The sequence below is a fragment of the Ensifer sp. GW823-FHT05D09 genome, assembly GCF_058795755.1.
Genome location: NZ_JBXAIA010000006.1, coordinates 47,584 through 62,976 on the forward strand (window position 1 = coordinate 47,584; position 15,393 = coordinate 62,976).

Sequence of the window (15,393 nt, forward strand, 5' to 3'; positions counted from 1 at the left end):
AACTCCTTGGCGCTTCGACTCGTGACCCGATTCTTAACCCGATCACACGTCGGATTGAAGACCGCGCCCTTGTTGCACGTCGATTTCGCCTGTAGAGCCTAGCGCATACCCCGAAACATCGGCATCGGTTTTCGGCAAAACCAAAACGCGGCTTCCCTCCGTCGGAGCGAACGTGGCACGCCCCACCGGGCGCTTGCGCCCCCGCTGGAACGCTGGAAGAGCGAACAAGAATATGGGAATTGGCATGGCACCCCGCGAAAACGCGAAGCGCCGACTGACGATCCTGGGCTCGACCGGCTCCATCGGCACCAACACGCTGGATGTTGTCGAGCGGCTGGGCGGTCGCGACGCCTTCGAGATCGTCGCACTCACCGGCAACGGCAACATCCCGCTTCTGGCGCGCCAAGCGGTCGCTCACGGCGCCGAGCTTGCCGTCACCGCCGATGACAGCCAGTACGCCAGCCTCAAGGCAGCGCTTGCCGGCACCGGCATCGCGGCCGCCTCCGGCCGCAGCGGCCTGATCGAGGCAGCAGAACGCGACGCCGGTTGGGTGATGGCGGCCATCGTCGGCAATGCCGGCCTCGCCCCGACGCTCGCCGCCGCGAGCCGTGGGGCCGATATTGCCCTTGCCAACAAGGAATGCCTGGTCTCAGCCGGCAGCCTGTTCATTGAAGCGGTGAAAAAGGGCGGCGGCCGGCTGCTGCCAGTCGACAGCGAACACAACGCCATCTTTCAGGTGTTGGAAGAGCATCAGCGTCACGCCGTCGAACGCATCATCCTGACAGCCTCCGGCGGGCCGTTCCGCACCAAGTCGCTCGACGAGATGCGGCACGTGACCGCCGATGTCGCCCGCGCCCATCCCAACTGGTCGATGGGTCTGAAAATCTCGATCGACAGTGCCTCGATGTTCAACAAGGCGCTGGAGATGATCGAGGCGAAGCATCTGTTCGGGCTGAAGCCGGAGCAGATTGAGGTGATCGTGCACCCGCAGTCGGTCATCCACTCGATGGTCGGCTACACCGACGGTTCGGTGCTGGCGCAGCTCGGCTGCCCTGATATGCGCACCGCCATCGGCTATGCGCTTTCCTATCCCAGCCGCTGCGACCTGCCGATCGAACGGCTCGATTTCGCCAAGCTGTCGCGGCTGGATTTCGAAGCGCCCGATGAAGTGCGTTTCCCGGCGATCCGGCTGGCGCGCCGCGCCATGGAAGAGGGCGGGGTACAGGGGGCTGTGCTCAACGGCGCCAAGGAGACGGCGCTGGAGGCCTTCATCGCCGGGAACACCGGGTTCCTTGCCATGGCCGAGATCGTCGAACAGGTGATGGACAGACTGTCGGACCTGCCTGCGGCCGTCACCATGGACGATGTTTTTGCCGCCGACGAAAAAGCCCGGCAACTGGCGGCCGGGCTTCTTCAGTAAGTCTTGGCTTTCGACGGGTGCCACCGCACCCGCAAGCAATCAGCGCCTGGTATCAGGCGACAGCCCGTGCCAGCGCACAGCGCGACCACAGCGAATGCAGCGCGCCGACCAGATGGTCGATGTCGGCATCCGAATGCAGCGGCGTCGGCGTAATGCGCAGGCGCTCGGTCTTCTTCGGCACCGTCGGATAGTTGATCGGCTGCACATAGACACCGAAATGGTCGAGCAGCAGGTCGGAGATCCACTTGCACTTGGCGGCATCGCCAACCATGACCGGCACGATGTGGCTCGGATTCGGCATATGCGGGATGCCGCGCTGATCGAGCATGGAGCGCAACCGGCGCACGCGCTCCTGATGGGCGAAGCGTTCGACCTGGCTTTCCTTCAGGTGACGGATGGAAGCGAGCGCACCGGCCGCAAGCGTCGGCGGCAACGCCGTGGTGAAGATGAAGCCGGATGCAAACGAGCGGATGAAATCGCAAAGCGCCGTCGAACCGGTGATATAGCCACCCATGACGCCGAAAGCCTTGCCCAGCGTGCCTTCGATGACAGTCAGGCGATGCATCAAACCTTCGCGCTCGGCAATGCCGCCGCCGCGCGGGCCGTACATGCCGACGGCGTGCACTTCGTCGAGATAGGTCATCGCGCCGTATTTGTCGGCGAGATCGCAGAACTCCTTGATCGGGGCAATGTCGCCATCCATCGAATAGACGGATTCAAACGCGATGATTTTTGGCGCGCGCGGATCGGCTGCAGCCAGCTTGGCTTCGAGGTCTGCTACCGAATTGTGCTTGAAGATGACGCGTTCGCACTTGGAATGACGGATCCCCTCGATCATCGAAGCGTGATTCCCGGCGTCCGAAAAGACGATGACACCGGGAATCTTCGAACAGAGCGTTCCGAGCGCTGCCCAGTTGGACACGTAACCCGAGGTGAACAGAAGCGCCGATTCCTTGCCATGCAGATCTGCGAGCTCGCGCTCGAGCAGCACATGGTAGTGGTTGGTGCCGGAAATGTTGCGGGTACCGCCGGCACCGGCGCCGCATTCGTCGATGGCACGCTTCATCGCCTCAGTGACGATGGAATGCTGGCCCATGCCGAGATAGTCGTTGGAACACCAGACGGTGACTTCCTGGATGCCTTCAGCCGTGTGGCGCGCGGCCTTCGGGAAGTTGCCGCGATGGCGAGCGATATCAGCGAAAACCCGGTAGCGACCTTCCTGATGCAGCCCATCCAGCTCGGTTTTAAAGAAATTCTCGAAATCCATCATCTTCTCCAGTGCCCGGTCGCTTTTTTTTGATTCAAAGCGATCGGGGGTCAACCCCGCAATGCGATGCGCCCGCCGCCTGCGGCAAAAGGCCTCTAGTTTTGAACCGTTCCAAAGAAAGCCTTAGCGCATGTAAATCCCTCCAAGCTTGATCGAAGTCAAGCTTGGACGAAAAAAGGGCGGCCGAAACCGCCCTTTTTGTCGCATCAGAACGGGTTCAATCCGCTCATGCCGCTGCCACTGCGCGTTTTGCCATCACCTTCACCAGATTGGCGCGATAGCTGGCGTCCGCATGGATATCGGACAGCAGGCCGGACGCATCGACCGTCACATTGGCAAGTGCGTCCGGCGACCAGTTGGCGGAAAGTGCTGCCTCCATGCCCTTGTGCCGAAAGACACCGTTCGACCCGGCCCCAGTCACCGCGACGCGGACGTCGCCATTGTCCCGCCTAGCCACGAAGACACCGGTCATGGCGTAGCGCGAGGCCGGGTTGGCGAACTTCTGGTAACCGGCCTTTGCCGGCGCTTCGAAAGTGACCGCCGTCACCAACTCGCCGTCTTCGAGTGCCGTCTCGAAAAGACCGGTGAAGAAATCGCCGGCGGCAATCTCCCGCCGGTCGGTGACAATGGTCGCATCGAGCGCCAGCATCGCCGAGGGGTAGTCGGCTGCCGGATCGTTGTTGGCGATCGAGCCGCCGATTGTGCCCATGTGGCGCACATGCGGGTCGCCGATGTGGCTGGCAAGCCCCGCGATCGCCGGACAGACGGCCGCAAGCTCGGCCGAGGACGCCACCTCGAAATGCGTCGTCGCCGCTCCGATCCTCACAGTTCTCCCGGACACCGTGATGCCCTTCATTTCCGGGACCTGCCTGACATCGACGAGGTCGGTCGGTGCGGCAAGCCGCTGCTTCATCGTCGGTATCAACGTCATCCCGCCGGAGAGATATTTGCCTTCACCTGCGGCCTGCCGAAGCTTGACGGCATCCTGGATGGAAGACGCCCGGTGATAATGGGTCTCGTACATGACGCGTCCTCCCGCTCAGTTGGCGGCGTGGGCGGCGGCCCACACCTTCTGCGGCGTCGCCGGCATCGTCAACCGGTTGTTGCCGATGGCATCGGTGATGGCGTTGATCAGCGCCGGCGGCGAGCCGATGGCGCCGGCCTCGCCACAGCCCTTGATCCCGAGCGGATTGTTCGGGCAGGGCGTGTTCGAGGTCGAGACCTTGAACGACGGCAGATCGTCGGCGCGCGGCATGGCGTAGTCCATGTAGCTCGCCGTCAGCAGTTGGCCGTTTTCCGGGTCGTAGTGAACGTTCTCGAGCAGCGCCTGGCCGATACCCTGCGCCAGCCCGCCATGCACCTGCCCCTCGACGATCATCGGGTTGATGATGTTGCCGAAATCATCGGCCGCAACGAACTGGATGATCTTCGTCACGCCGGTTTCCGGATCAACCTCGACTTCGCAGATGTAGCAGCCGGCCGGGAAGGTAAAGTTGGCCGGATCATAGAAGGCGCCCTCCTTCAGCCCCGGCTCCATGCCCGGCGGCAGGTTGTGGGCGGTATAGGCGGCGAGCGCCATCTGAAACCACGGCACCGTCTTGTCGGTACCAGCGACCTTGAGCTCACCGTTCTCGATGATGATGTCGCTTTCGTCCGCCTCCATCAGGTGGGCGGCGATCTTCTTCGCCTTGGCTTCGACCTTGTCGAGCGCCTTGACGACTGCCGACATGCCGACGGCACCCGAGCGCGAGCCGTAAGTGCCCATGCCCATCTGCACCTTGTCGGTGTCTCCGTGCACGATGTTGACGCTGTCGATCGGCACGCCGAAACGATCAGCGACCAGCTGGGCGAAGGTGGTTTCATGCCCCTGCCCGTGGCTGTGCGAGCCGGTCAACACCTCGATCGTGCCGACGGCATTGACCCGGACCTCGGCCGATTCCCACAAGCCGACGCCAGCGCCGAGCGAGCCGACAGCCGCCGACGGCGCGATGCCGCAGGCCTCGATATAGCAGCTCATGCCGATGCCGCGCTTCATGCCGCGTCCGGCTGCTTCCGCCTTGCGGGCAGCAAAGCCGTTCCAGTCGGCCGCCTTCATCGCCGCATCGAGCGATGCGTCGTAGTCGCCGGCATCGTAGTTCATGATCACGGGCGTCTGGTGCGGGAATGAGCGGATGAAGTTGATCCGCCGCAGGTCCGCCGGCGAGACCCCGAGTTCGCGCGCCGCCGTCTCCATGGTGCGTTCCAGGAGATAGGTCGCTTCCGGCCGGCCTGCGCCGCGATAGGCATCGACCGGGGCGGTGTTGGTATAGACCGTGCGCACATTGGCGTGGATTGCCGGGATGTCGTACTGGCCTGAGAGCAGCGTCGCATAGAGATAGGTCGGCACCGCCGAGGAGAACAGCGACATGTAGGCGCCGAGATTGGCGACCGTGTCGACCTTCAGCCCAATGATCCGGTTGTTGGCGTCGAATGCCATCTTCACCTTCGAAAGGTGATCGCGGCCATGGGCGTCGGTCAGGAACGCTTCCGTCCGGTCGGACGTCCATTTCACCGGCACGCCGGTGCGCTTGGAGGCCCAGAGACAGACAATCTCTTCGGGATAGATGTAGATCTTCGAGCCGAAGCCGCCGCCGACATCGGGCGCAATCACACGAAGCTTGTTTTCCGGGGCAACATTGTAGAACGCGCTCATCACCAGCCGCGCCACATGCGGGTTCTGGCTGGTGGTGTAGCAGGTGTAGTGCTCGTCGCCGCCGTCATAGATCCCGAGCGTGGCGCGCGGCTCCATCGGGTTCGGCGACAGGCGGTTGTTGTGGATGGTGATCTCGGTCACATGGGCCGCAGAAGCAATCGCCTTGTCGGTGGCGGCGGGATCGCCGATCTGCCAGTCGAAGATCAGGTTGTTTGGCGCTTCCGGATGCAGCTGCGGCTGGCCCTGTTCCAGCGCCTTTGTCGCGTCGGTGACGACGGGCAGCTCCTGGTAGTCGACGACGACAGCCTCGGCCGCATCCTTCGCCTCGGCGACGCTGTCGGCAACGACGATGGCGACTGCATCGCCGACATAACGCACCGTCTCATGGGCAAGCGGCCGCCAGGCGCCCATCTTCATCGGCGATCCGTCCTTGGAATGGATCATCCAGCCGCAGATGAGATTGCCAATGCCGTCGGCGAGCAGCTGCTTGCCGTCGAGCACGCCGATCACCCCGGGCATGGCCTTGGCCGCAGTCGCGTCGATAGACCTGATTTTCGCATGCGCATAAGGGCTGCGCACAAAGATCGCATATTTCATGCCGGGCACCGACATGTCGTCCGTGTAGCGTCCCTTGCCGGTCAGGAACCTCTTGTCTTCCTTGCGCGCCACCCGCGCGCCAATACCTTCAACGCCCATTGCCGATCTCCTCCCGAGATATCCAGCGAAACTCCTGCGGTGAAATGTGATCGCGGCGACATGTCATCGCCGCGGGCCGGATGTCATTCGGCAGCGACGCGGGCACCGCCCATTTCGGCGGCAGCCGCCAGGATCGACTTGACGATGTTGTGGTAGCCGGTGCACCGACAGATATTGCCTTCGAGCTCGGCGCGAACGGTCGCCTCGTCGAGCTGCCCGCCATGCCGGCGGATCATGTCGACGGCCGTCATCACCATGCCCGGAGTGCAGAAGCCGCATTGCAGGCCGTGATTGGCCTTGAAGGCCGCCTGCACCGGATGCAGCTCGCCGTTTGCAGCAAGGCCTTCGATGGTGGTGATGTCAGAGCCCGCCGCCTGCGCGGCGAGGGTGGAACAGCTCTTGACCGATTTTCCATCCATGTGGACGACACAGGCGCCGCATTGCGACGTGTCGCAGCCGACATGGGTGCCGGTCAGTCCAAGGTTCTCGCGAATGAAATGCACCAGCAGCGTTCGGTCATCGCACTGACCGCTCACCTGACGGCCGTTGACCGTCATTGTAATTTTCGCCATTTCGCTCCTCCGGGTGGGTCAATGCCAACACGAGCGCGGGAAGCCGGGTGATGATCTGTTCACGCGACTTCTGGAAACGCGCCAACTGCTATCGATGCCCTTCGCCTCGTGGCCCGCTCCTCCGCGTCCCCGTGGCTTGTCTGTATCATTGTCTTTTTTTGGAATGTCGCAACCGCCCGAAGGCCGGCCACGATAAAAAATTTCCGTGATGGTTGCGTTCGCGGGAATGAGGCCTTCATGTCCCGTTCAGGAACGATATCATTATGTTGGCGGCGAAGAGAATCCGCCGGACCTTCTGTAGACTTTCACAGCGGCCGGTTTATTTTCTGCAATTGCAAGTTCAGGTGGAGAAAGACAGCCGTCTTTTTGCCAATCACTCAAGGGACGGACGAGGCGACAGGCTGAGATCCGTAGAGATCGGAGAGAACAATGAAGAAAGCCATCGCACTTGTGCTGGTTGCCTTGTCGGTTGCGAGCTGCACCCAGACTGAAAAGGGTGCCGGCATCGGCGCCGTCTCGGGTGCGATCATCGGCGGCGCGATCACTGGCGACGTCCGTGGTGCAGCTGTCGGCGCTGCCATCGGTGGCGTCTCCGGCGCGGTCATCGGCAATGTCACCGAACAGCCGGGCCAGTGCTACTACCGCGACCGTTACGGCCGCCGCTACATCGACTCCTGCCCGCGCTAAGCCGCACGGACGGTCGATCGCATCGACAAGATGCCCTACGTCGAATGACCGTCAGGGCGTAACATCATCACCCCTCATGGTTCCCGCCATGAGGGGTTTTTCGTTTCTGCCCCTATCGTCGATCTGCAGACCATTTTCTCGCCCGGCAACCCATCAAACGTGCTGGCGCAGGAACCGGGTGGCCGGCGGCAACGCAATTCTGTCAGGTGCCTCGAAACACCATGTTCGAGGACCTCTCCATGCCCAAACCGCCTGCCGCCGCCCTACCCTCCGCGTTCAAACACATCGGTTGGTCCAACCTTTTTGCCCAATTCTCCGAGCAAATCGCCTTGGCGGCAGCGCCGCTTGCCGCCGTCCTTCTGCTTTCGGCCGGCCCTGCCGAAACCGGCTGGCTGCAGATGGCCCAGACGCTGCCGTTTCTGCTGCTGTCCATTCCGGCTGGCCTGCTCGTCGATCGCGCCTCGCGGCGAACGCTCATGGTGCTTTCGGAAATGCTGCGCGCCCTGTCGCTGGTCGCCACCCTGGTTTTGATGGCAAGCGGCCTCCTCACGCTGCCACTTCTGGCGATCATGGGTTTCGTCGGGGCGATCGGAACGGTTTGCTACAATGTTGCCGCACCGGCACTGATCCCGGCGATCGTCCCACGCGCGCAGCTTGCCGATGCCAATCGTTGGCTGGAGCTTGCCCGCAGCCTCGCCTATTCCGGCGGGCCGGCGATCGGCGGGGCGATCGTCGCCTGGACCGGCGCGTCGCTTGCCTATGTCGCGGCGACCACGCTTTCCCTTCTCGCCGTCGTCCTGCTTGCCGGCCTCAGCGAACAGAAGCCGTCGGCGCGATCACGGCGCGATCTGCTTCATGACCTTGTTGAAGGCGCGCGTTTCCTTGCCGGCCATACGCTGCTGCGGCCAATCCTCGTGACCGCAATCGTCTTCAACACATCCTGGTTCGTGCTGCAGGCAGTCTATGTCGCCTATGCCGTCCGCACACTCGGATTGACGGCAACCGGTGTCGGCGTGACGCTCGGCATCTATGGAGCCGGCATGATGATCGGCGCCTATGCCGCGCCTGCCATTGCGCGCCGTATTCCCTTCGGCGTCATGATCGCGCTCGGTCCGCTTGGCGGTCTGCTCGCAGCCGTCGTCATGCTGCTGACGATCTGGTTCCCCCATGGCGCGCTTGCCGGATTGAGTTTCTTTCTGTTCGGTGCGGGACCGGTTCTCTGGTCGATCGCCACGTTGACGCTCCGGCAGGCCATCACCCCGAACGCGATGCTGGGTCGAGTTTCAGCCTTCATCACCACGGCGACATTCGGCGCAAGGCCGGTTGGCGCAGCGCTTGGCGCCATCGTCGCCACCCACTATGGTGTCGAGGCTTGCCTGGCGGTCGCAACAGTGGGTTTCTTCATCCAGTTTCTTGTCATCATCGCCTCGCAGGTTCCGAGGTTACGGGCGCTGCCTGAACCGGCTTGACCCTGTCGTGTTGCCTCGATGCGACCGTCCGATGCACGGCAAGCATCGCCCGACAGACGTCCACGGCAACCGCCATCTCGGCTACGGCACCTGGTTTTTGTGCTGCGCTGACAACATTCCAGGTCTTTTTCAACGAAATCGACCCGGAATCTGGGCCTCAGGGGTGGATGCCGAGCGCCGTCATCGTTAACAGATGGAAAACCTTAGGCATGCAATAGTGACCCCGCCGCATATTGAAGGCAGTTTGTATTGGGTCGCCTTAAGACGGGATGCGGAAGCGAATGTCCCCACCACGGTCGAGTATTGCGTACTGGAAGGCAGCGACTGCGCTCGCAGTTGCCGCCTCGTGCGCGCTTGGCCCCATGTCCGCGAGCAAAGCCTACGCGTTCAAGATTTTCGGCATGAAGTTTTTCGAGGGCGACGAGGACGAGGCGCAGGTCATCGACCCCGTTAATTACACCCTCACCTTCGACCCAGGCACCGATGACAAGGAACTGAAAGAGGCGCTGGAGAACAGCTCGCAGCTGGTTCAGGGCCAGGAAAAACCGGTTTCCGGCGACCTTGGCCTTGCGATCCGCGCCCGCGACGACCGCGACCGCCTGCTGGCGGCACTCTACGAGAAGGCGCGCTACGGCGGCACCGTGGCGATCCAGATCAACGGCCAGAACCTTGACAGCCTGCCGCCCGATCCCTCCTTCCCCAACGGCCAGCCCGTACCCGTCACTGTGACCGTTAAACCGGGCCCTGTGTTTACGCTCGGTTCGGTCAAGTTCGATGGTGATGCCGCCGGCCTCAATCCCGCCGACTACGATCTCGTACCTGGCGCACGCGCAGATTCGACGCTGATCATCAGGGCCGGTGAAAAAGTCGTCAACGACCTGCGCGAACAGGGGCGGCCGTTTGCCAAGCTGACCGAGCGCAGCGTCGTTGCCGACCATGCAGATTCGACAGTCGACGTGGTGATATCAGCGGAAGGTGGGCCGGTCGCACCGGTCGGCGAAGTCAGCGTTTCCGGAACCAAGACCGTCGATCCAGGCTTCGTGCGCGATTTTTCGCGGCTCAACGAAGGTCGGCCCTATTCGCCCGAGGACATCCGCAGAGCCTCCGAGCGGCTGCGCCAGCTCGGCGTGTTCTCGAGCGTTACCATCAAAGAAGCGGGCACCCTTTCGCCCGATGGCTCGATCCCGATGAAGATCGAGGTGTCGGAGGGCAAGCACCGTTTTTTCGGCTTCGGCGCCCAGGTCTCGACAACGGACGGCCTCGGACTTTCCGGTTATTGGGGACACCGCAATCTGTTCGGCCGAGCCGAATCGTTGCGTATCGAGGGCTCGATCGACCGTATCGGCGAGACCCAAGAGTTCGACAAGCTCGACTATTCCGCCGGCATACTTTTTGCCAAGCCCGGCGCCTTCGGTCCGACCTCGACCTTCACCGCCAGCCTCAAGGCCAACATTCAGGATCCGGATGCCTATCGCGCCAAGATCCTGACCGGTGCGGCCGGGGCAACATTCGAACTGTCGCCGACCGATACGATTTCTGGTGGCGGTGAGCTCAGCTGGGCGGATGTCGACGACGCCTTCGGCTCCAACTCCTACCTGACGGCCGCCGTTCCGCTCGAATACGTGCGCGACACCCGCGACGACAAGCTGAACGCGACCGAAGGCTACCGTGCGCTGATCAACGCCAAGCCGAGCTACGAGATCAAGGGCCAGACCTTCTTCTCATCCTTCGAGGCAACCGCTTCGGGCTATCACGCTCTCGGTGACGAGAAGCGGTTCGTTCTCGCCGGCAAGATCGGCGCGGGCGTTCTGGTCGGCGGCGACGGCCTGGCCGACATTCCCGCCAACCGCCGCTTCTATCTCGGCGGCGGCGGCTCTGTGCGTGGCTATTCCTATCAGGAGATCAGCCCGCGCAATGCCAGCAACGACCTGACCGGCGGACGCTCCTATGTCAACGCTTCGGTGGAGGCACGCATCGCCATCACCGACACGATCGGCATCGTTCCCTTCATCGATGCCGGTACGGTATCGGCGAGCACCACGCCCGACTTCTCCGACATTCGCGCCGGCGCCGGCATCGGCCTTCGTTACCAGACGCCGTTCGGGCCGATCCGTCTCGATGTGGCCATGCCGCTCAACAAATATCCTGGCGGCACGACCTACGGCATCTATGCCGGTATCGGTCAGTCCTTCTGAATCCAGGCGGTTTCGACCGATTTCTATGCGTGGGCGGTAAATTTAGCCCGATCGCCCGGAGTTTCCGCCGGCAAAGATTCCGCAGCGACGCAAGTTGCGTTATGGGTAGTTCATGAATCAGGTCGTCCGCTTTCTTCGCGCGACGCTGCGCTATGGCCTTTACGTGCTTGGCGCTCTCGCGGTCGCAGCCCTTCTCCTCGTCGCCTTCGTCGGCTTCACGACACCCGGCGCCCGCCTTGTCGCCTGGGCGATCGAAAAGTATGCGGCCACTCCCGACCAGATCGTGCGGATTTCCGACCCGAGCCCGCTGTTGACAGGGAAGTTCACCGCCGGCAGCGTGACGCTGTTCGACGGCGAGGGCATTTACGCGGAGGTTCGAGACCTCTCGCTCAACTGGTCGCCCGCGGCCCTTCTCTCCTTCCGCTTCGACGCCGCGGCGCTCTCGGCCGGTTCCATCCGCGTCGAGCGCCTGCCTGTGCCTTCGACGGAAACCAAGGAAGTGCGCTCGACCTTCGCGCTGCCGGTCGACGTCAAGATCGACGCGATCGACCTCAGGGAAATCGTCATCGGCAAGGCGATCGCCGGCGAGGACCAGTTCCTGACGGCCAGCGGCAAGGTGAATGCCACCAACGAGAGCATCGCACTCGCGATAACCGCGGCGCAGCGCGATCGGCCGGACGCCCGCGCCGTGGCCGACATCGTGTTCAATCCGGCCGGCAACGAGCTGAAACTGGAAGCAACGGTCAACGAGCCCGCCAACGGCGTTCTGGCCAAGCTCCTGCGTCTGCCGAACGAACCCGCCGTCAACATAACGGTCACAGGCGAGGGCCCCCTTTCGGACTGGGCCGGGACTGGAACGGCGGCGCTCAACGGCACCGAGATCCTCAAGCTCGATGGTCGCCACGTGCAGACGACCGACGGCATGCACACGCTGACGCTCGCCGGTGGCGGCGGCTTCGGTTCGCTGATGCCGCCGGCGCTTCGGCCAATGTTCGAGGGCAGCACCAGCATCGATCTTGCCACCGCCTTCGACGGCAAGGGAATGGTGCGCGTCGACAAGGGCACCATCTCGACCGGCGCGCTCGCACTTAGCGCGTCGGGCACGTTCAACAGCAAGGGCGACAACAATCTGCAGGCCAACCTTGCCGGCACCAACGGCGCGATCGATTTCCGCTGGCCGCTGGAAAAGGGCGAAGCCCGCGCGCTGATCAACACCGTCAACCTGTCGCTGATCGGCGACGCGCAGTCGGCAATCCTTGACATCGCCGCCGATGTCGCCTCCGTCGCACTGCCGGAGGTGGCGCTGAGCGCGGTCAAGCTTTCTGCTCAAAGCGACGGCTTCAACCTCGCGACCCAGACGGGCCCGATCAAGACGACCGTCGAGGTCGGCCAGGCGGGCTTCGACAATGCCGATCTCGCACGACTGGTCCAGGCGCCGATGAAGATCGTCGGTGACATCGCTGTTGCCACGGACAGCATCGCCTTCAATCCGGTGACGATCGAAAGCCCCGGCGTCGGCGGTACGGTCGAGGGCGCCTTCTCCCGTGAAACCAACACGGTCGCTGCCACCTTCAAGCTCTTCACGGTGCCAAGCGCCCTGCCGCCGGCAGCCGCAGCGAAGTTCGACGGCACGATCGCGCTTGCGGGCAGTCTCACGACCGGTGCCGACGGCAGCGTCACGGTCGAAAACATCGACCTGAAATCCGGGACCATCGAAGCCACAGGCTCCGTGGCGCTCGCCGGTGGCAACCTGACCGCGGACCTCAAGGGCGCCCTGCCGGATCTCGGCAAGCTGCTCGCCGATGCCAAGGGCAAGGCCGACTTCACCGCCGCCGTAACCGGACCGCTTTCCGAACTCGGCATCAAGGCGGAACTGACCTCGAGCGGCGCGACACTCGCCGGTCGCACGCTGAGCGACCTGACGATCAAGGCCGACGCCACCGCGAACCAGAGCAGCCCGCAGGCCAAGCTGACCGCAACCGGTGCGCTCGACGGCCAGCCGATCGACGTACGCGCCGACGTCGTATCGAAGGACGGTCGCACATCGATCCCGGTGCTAGAAGCCAGGATCGGTGAGAACACGCTCAACGGCGCCATCAGCTTCACGCCGGATTTCAAGCCGGATGGCACCGTCGAGTTCAAGCTTCCGGATCTCGGATTGCTTGCCGCCATGGCGGGCCAGAAGGCGTCCGGCGATCTCTCCGGATCGGCCGCGATCAAGACGACCAACGGCATCACCTCCATCGTGCTCAAGGCCGGTGGCAGCGGCATCAAGCGCAACGATCTGACGATCGCCAAGCCGACGGCCGACATCACCATTGCCGATCTCTCGGCGCTGGCGATCAGAGGTAGTGTGCGGGCGGAGACGATTGCGCAAGGGCCCAACCGGGTTTCCGACTTGAGCCTCGACTTCACCCAGCAGGCGGGCAAGACCGGCTTTGCCATCGACGGCAGATATGACGGCGGACCGCTGACGGCCAAGGGCGATCTGACGAGTTCGAACGGCCGCACGGAAATCCGTCTTTCCTCCTTCGGCGCAACGCCGAGGCAGATTGCCCTGAAGCTCGCGGCACCGACCGTGATTGCGATCGAGAAGGGCACCGTGCGCCTGAATGCTCTAACGGTCCAGGCATCGAGGGGCACGATCGCGGTCAGCGGCACCGCCGGCGAAAGGCTCGATATCACCGCGAAACTCAACGCCCTGCCGGCTGCCCTCGTCAACGCCTTTGCCCCAAATCTCGGCGCAGACGGCACGATCGCCGGCACCGTCGACGTCGACGGAACGACAGCAGCGCCGGTCGTCGCCTATAACCTGAAATGGTCAGGCGCTTCGCTGGCCGCGGCACGCAGCGCAGGCGTCGGCGCCTTCGATATTTCGGCCGACGGCAGGTTCGTCAACAATCGCGTGACGCTCGACACCACGCTGTCAGGCGCCGGCGGTCTCTCCTTCAGGGGCGGCGGCAACGTCGACATCGGCGGCAACATGCCGATATCAATGAGGTTCAACGGCAACGTACCCTTCGCGCTCATTGCCAACCTGATGGCCGAACAGGGCTTCACGCTGACCGGCCAGGCCACCGTCGATCTCACGATATCAGGTTCGGCCAGGGCGCCGCAGATAGCCGGCACGATCGCCACGTCGGGCGGACGCCTCGTCGACGTCCGGCGCAACCTTGCACTCAACAATCTGACGGCCAATGTGGCGCTCGATGGCAGGCAGGCAACGATCTCCAGGCTTTCCGCCAACCTTGCAAGCGGCGGTTCGGTCGAGGTCACCGGTACAGTCGGTACCGTTGCCGGCTCCGGCTTCCCGGCCAACCTGACGATCCGGCTCAACAACGCCAGTTATGTCGACGGCACGCTGTTCAACGCCCAGCTCGCCGGCGAGATGACCTTGACGGGTCCACCGGTCGCCACGCCGACGCTCGGCGGCAGGGTAACGATCCGCAGGGCGGCGATCACCATTCCGGAGAAACTGCCGACCTCGCTCTCGGCCATCGACATCAAGCACAGGAATGCTCCGCCCAAGGTGAAGCAGATGGCAAGGGACCTGCGCAGGGACGAGCGGCCGGCAGGCGCCAATGCCAGCGGCGTCATTGCCTTCAACCTTGGCGTCACCGCCAACCAGGTCTTCGTGCGCGGCCGCGGCATCGATGCCGAACTCGGAGGCGATCTGACCATCCGCGGGACAGCCGTGCAGCCGACGATATCTGGCGGTTTCGAGATGCGCCGCGGCCGCCTCGAAATTCTCGGCAAGCGGCTGACCTTTACCGACGGCACCATCGGCTTTGGTGGCGACCTGATTCCGACGCTCGATCTCAAGGCGACCTCGACCTCCGGCGCGACGACTATCACCGTCAATGTCGCCGGTCTTGCCAACAACCCGCAGATCACCTTCTCGTCCTCACCCGCCCTGCCCCAGGATGAAATATTGGCGCAGCTGATCTTCAACCGCTCGCTGTCCAATCTCTCGGCCTTCCAGATCGCTCAGCTTGCCTCCGCCGTCAGCCAGCTGGCAGGTGGCGGTTCGACCTCCTTGCTCGACGGTCTGCGCAACAAGCTCGGCGTCGACGATCTTGACGTCACTACCGACGAGAACGGCGGCGCCTCGGTCAGGGCCGGCAAATATCTCAACGACCGCACCTACATTGAACTGCAGCAGGGTTCGGACTCAGGCTCCAGCAAGGCTGTGATCAATCTCGATGTTGGCAAGGGCGTCAAGCTCAAGGGCTCCGCCGCCGGCGACGGCTCGGCATCAGGCGGTATCTTCTTCGAAAAGGAATACTGAGGCGGCACGTCACCGACGCCGCCTCGGCTGTAGCTGCGCCTGCTTTCACCACCAATGAACAAACCCGCGGTTCGCTATCGATCCGCGGGTTTGTTCATTGGTGCCTT

Annotated in this window: 8 protein-coding genes and 1 pseudogene; 5 read left to right on the top strand and 4 right to left on the bottom strand. The window is 63.3% G+C overall.

Features of this window, described 5'->3' with window-relative positions:
* Positions 1 to 244 precede the first annotated feature (244 nt).
* Positions 245 to 1,420 (top strand): 1-deoxy-D-xylulose-5-phosphate reductoisomerase, encoded by a 1,176-nt coding sequence (dxr, locus tag AC1Q80_RS17985; protein WP_492361360.1) that lies wholly within the window; start codon positions 245 to 247, stop codon positions 1,418 to 1,420.
* Between the two features lie 52 nt (positions 1,421 to 1,472).
* Here the strand turns inward: dxr and hemA are convergent, their stop codons facing one another.
* From hemA to AC1Q80_RS18005, 4 genes are all read right to left on the bottom strand, one after another.
* Positions 1,473 to 2,687 (bottom strand): 5-aminolevulinate synthase, encoded by a 1,215-nt coding sequence (hemA, locus tag AC1Q80_RS17990; protein WP_173418205.1) that lies wholly within the window; start codon positions 2,685 to 2,687, stop codon positions 1,473 to 1,475.
* A gap of 226 nt (positions 2,688 to 2,913) precedes the next feature.
* Complete coding sequence (locus AC1Q80_RS17995; RefSeq protein WP_492361361.1) at positions 2,914 to 3,711, bottom strand: FAD binding domain-containing protein; 798 nt, start codon at positions 3,709 to 3,711, stop codon at positions 2,914 to 2,916.
* 15 nt (positions 3,712 to 3,726) lie between these two features.
* Positions 3,727 to 6,075, bottom strand: coding sequence for a xanthine dehydrogenase family protein molybdopterin-binding subunit (locus tag AC1Q80_RS18000; RefSeq protein ID WP_492361362.1), 2,349 nt, complete (start codon positions 6,073 to 6,075; stop codon positions 3,727 to 3,729).
* Positions 6,076 to 6,158: 83 nt separating this feature from the next.
* On the bottom strand, positions 6,159 to 6,647 hold the full coding sequence (locus AC1Q80_RS18005; RefSeq protein WP_173418208.1) for a (2Fe-2S)-binding protein: 489 nt from the start codon (positions 6,645 to 6,647) through the stop codon (positions 6,159 to 6,161).
* A gap of 429 nt (positions 6,648 to 7,076) precedes the next feature.
* On the opposite strand from AC1Q80_RS18005, the gene AC1Q80_RS18010 reads away from it, so the two are divergent.
* The 4 genes and pseudogenes from AC1Q80_RS18010 to AC1Q80_RS18025 form a co-directional block, all read left to right on the top strand.
* Positions 7,077 to 7,334, top strand: coding sequence for a YMGG-like glycine zipper-containing protein (locus AC1Q80_RS18010; RefSeq protein WP_065780791.1), 258 nt, complete (start codon positions 7,077 to 7,079; stop codon positions 7,332 to 7,334).
* A gap of 239 nt (positions 7,335 to 7,573) precedes the next feature.
* Entirely contained in the window at positions 7,574 to 8,803 is a 1,230-nt protein-coding gene (locus AC1Q80_RS18015) for an MFS transporter (RefSeq protein WP_492361363.1), read from the top strand.
* Positions 8,804 to 9,084: 281 nt separating this feature from the next.
* A complete protein-coding gene (locus tag AC1Q80_RS18020; protein ID WP_492361364.1) occupies positions 9,085 to 10,998 on the top strand; it encodes an autotransporter assembly complex protein TamA in 1,914 nt (637 codons plus the stop codon).
* Positions 10,999 to 12,448: 1,450 nt separating this feature from the next.
* Positions 12,449 to 15,286, top strand: a pseudogene (locus tag AC1Q80_RS18025) (translocation/assembly module TamB domain-containing protein); the annotation flags it as partial.
* Between the last annotated feature and the right edge of the window lie 107 nt (positions 15,287 to 15,393).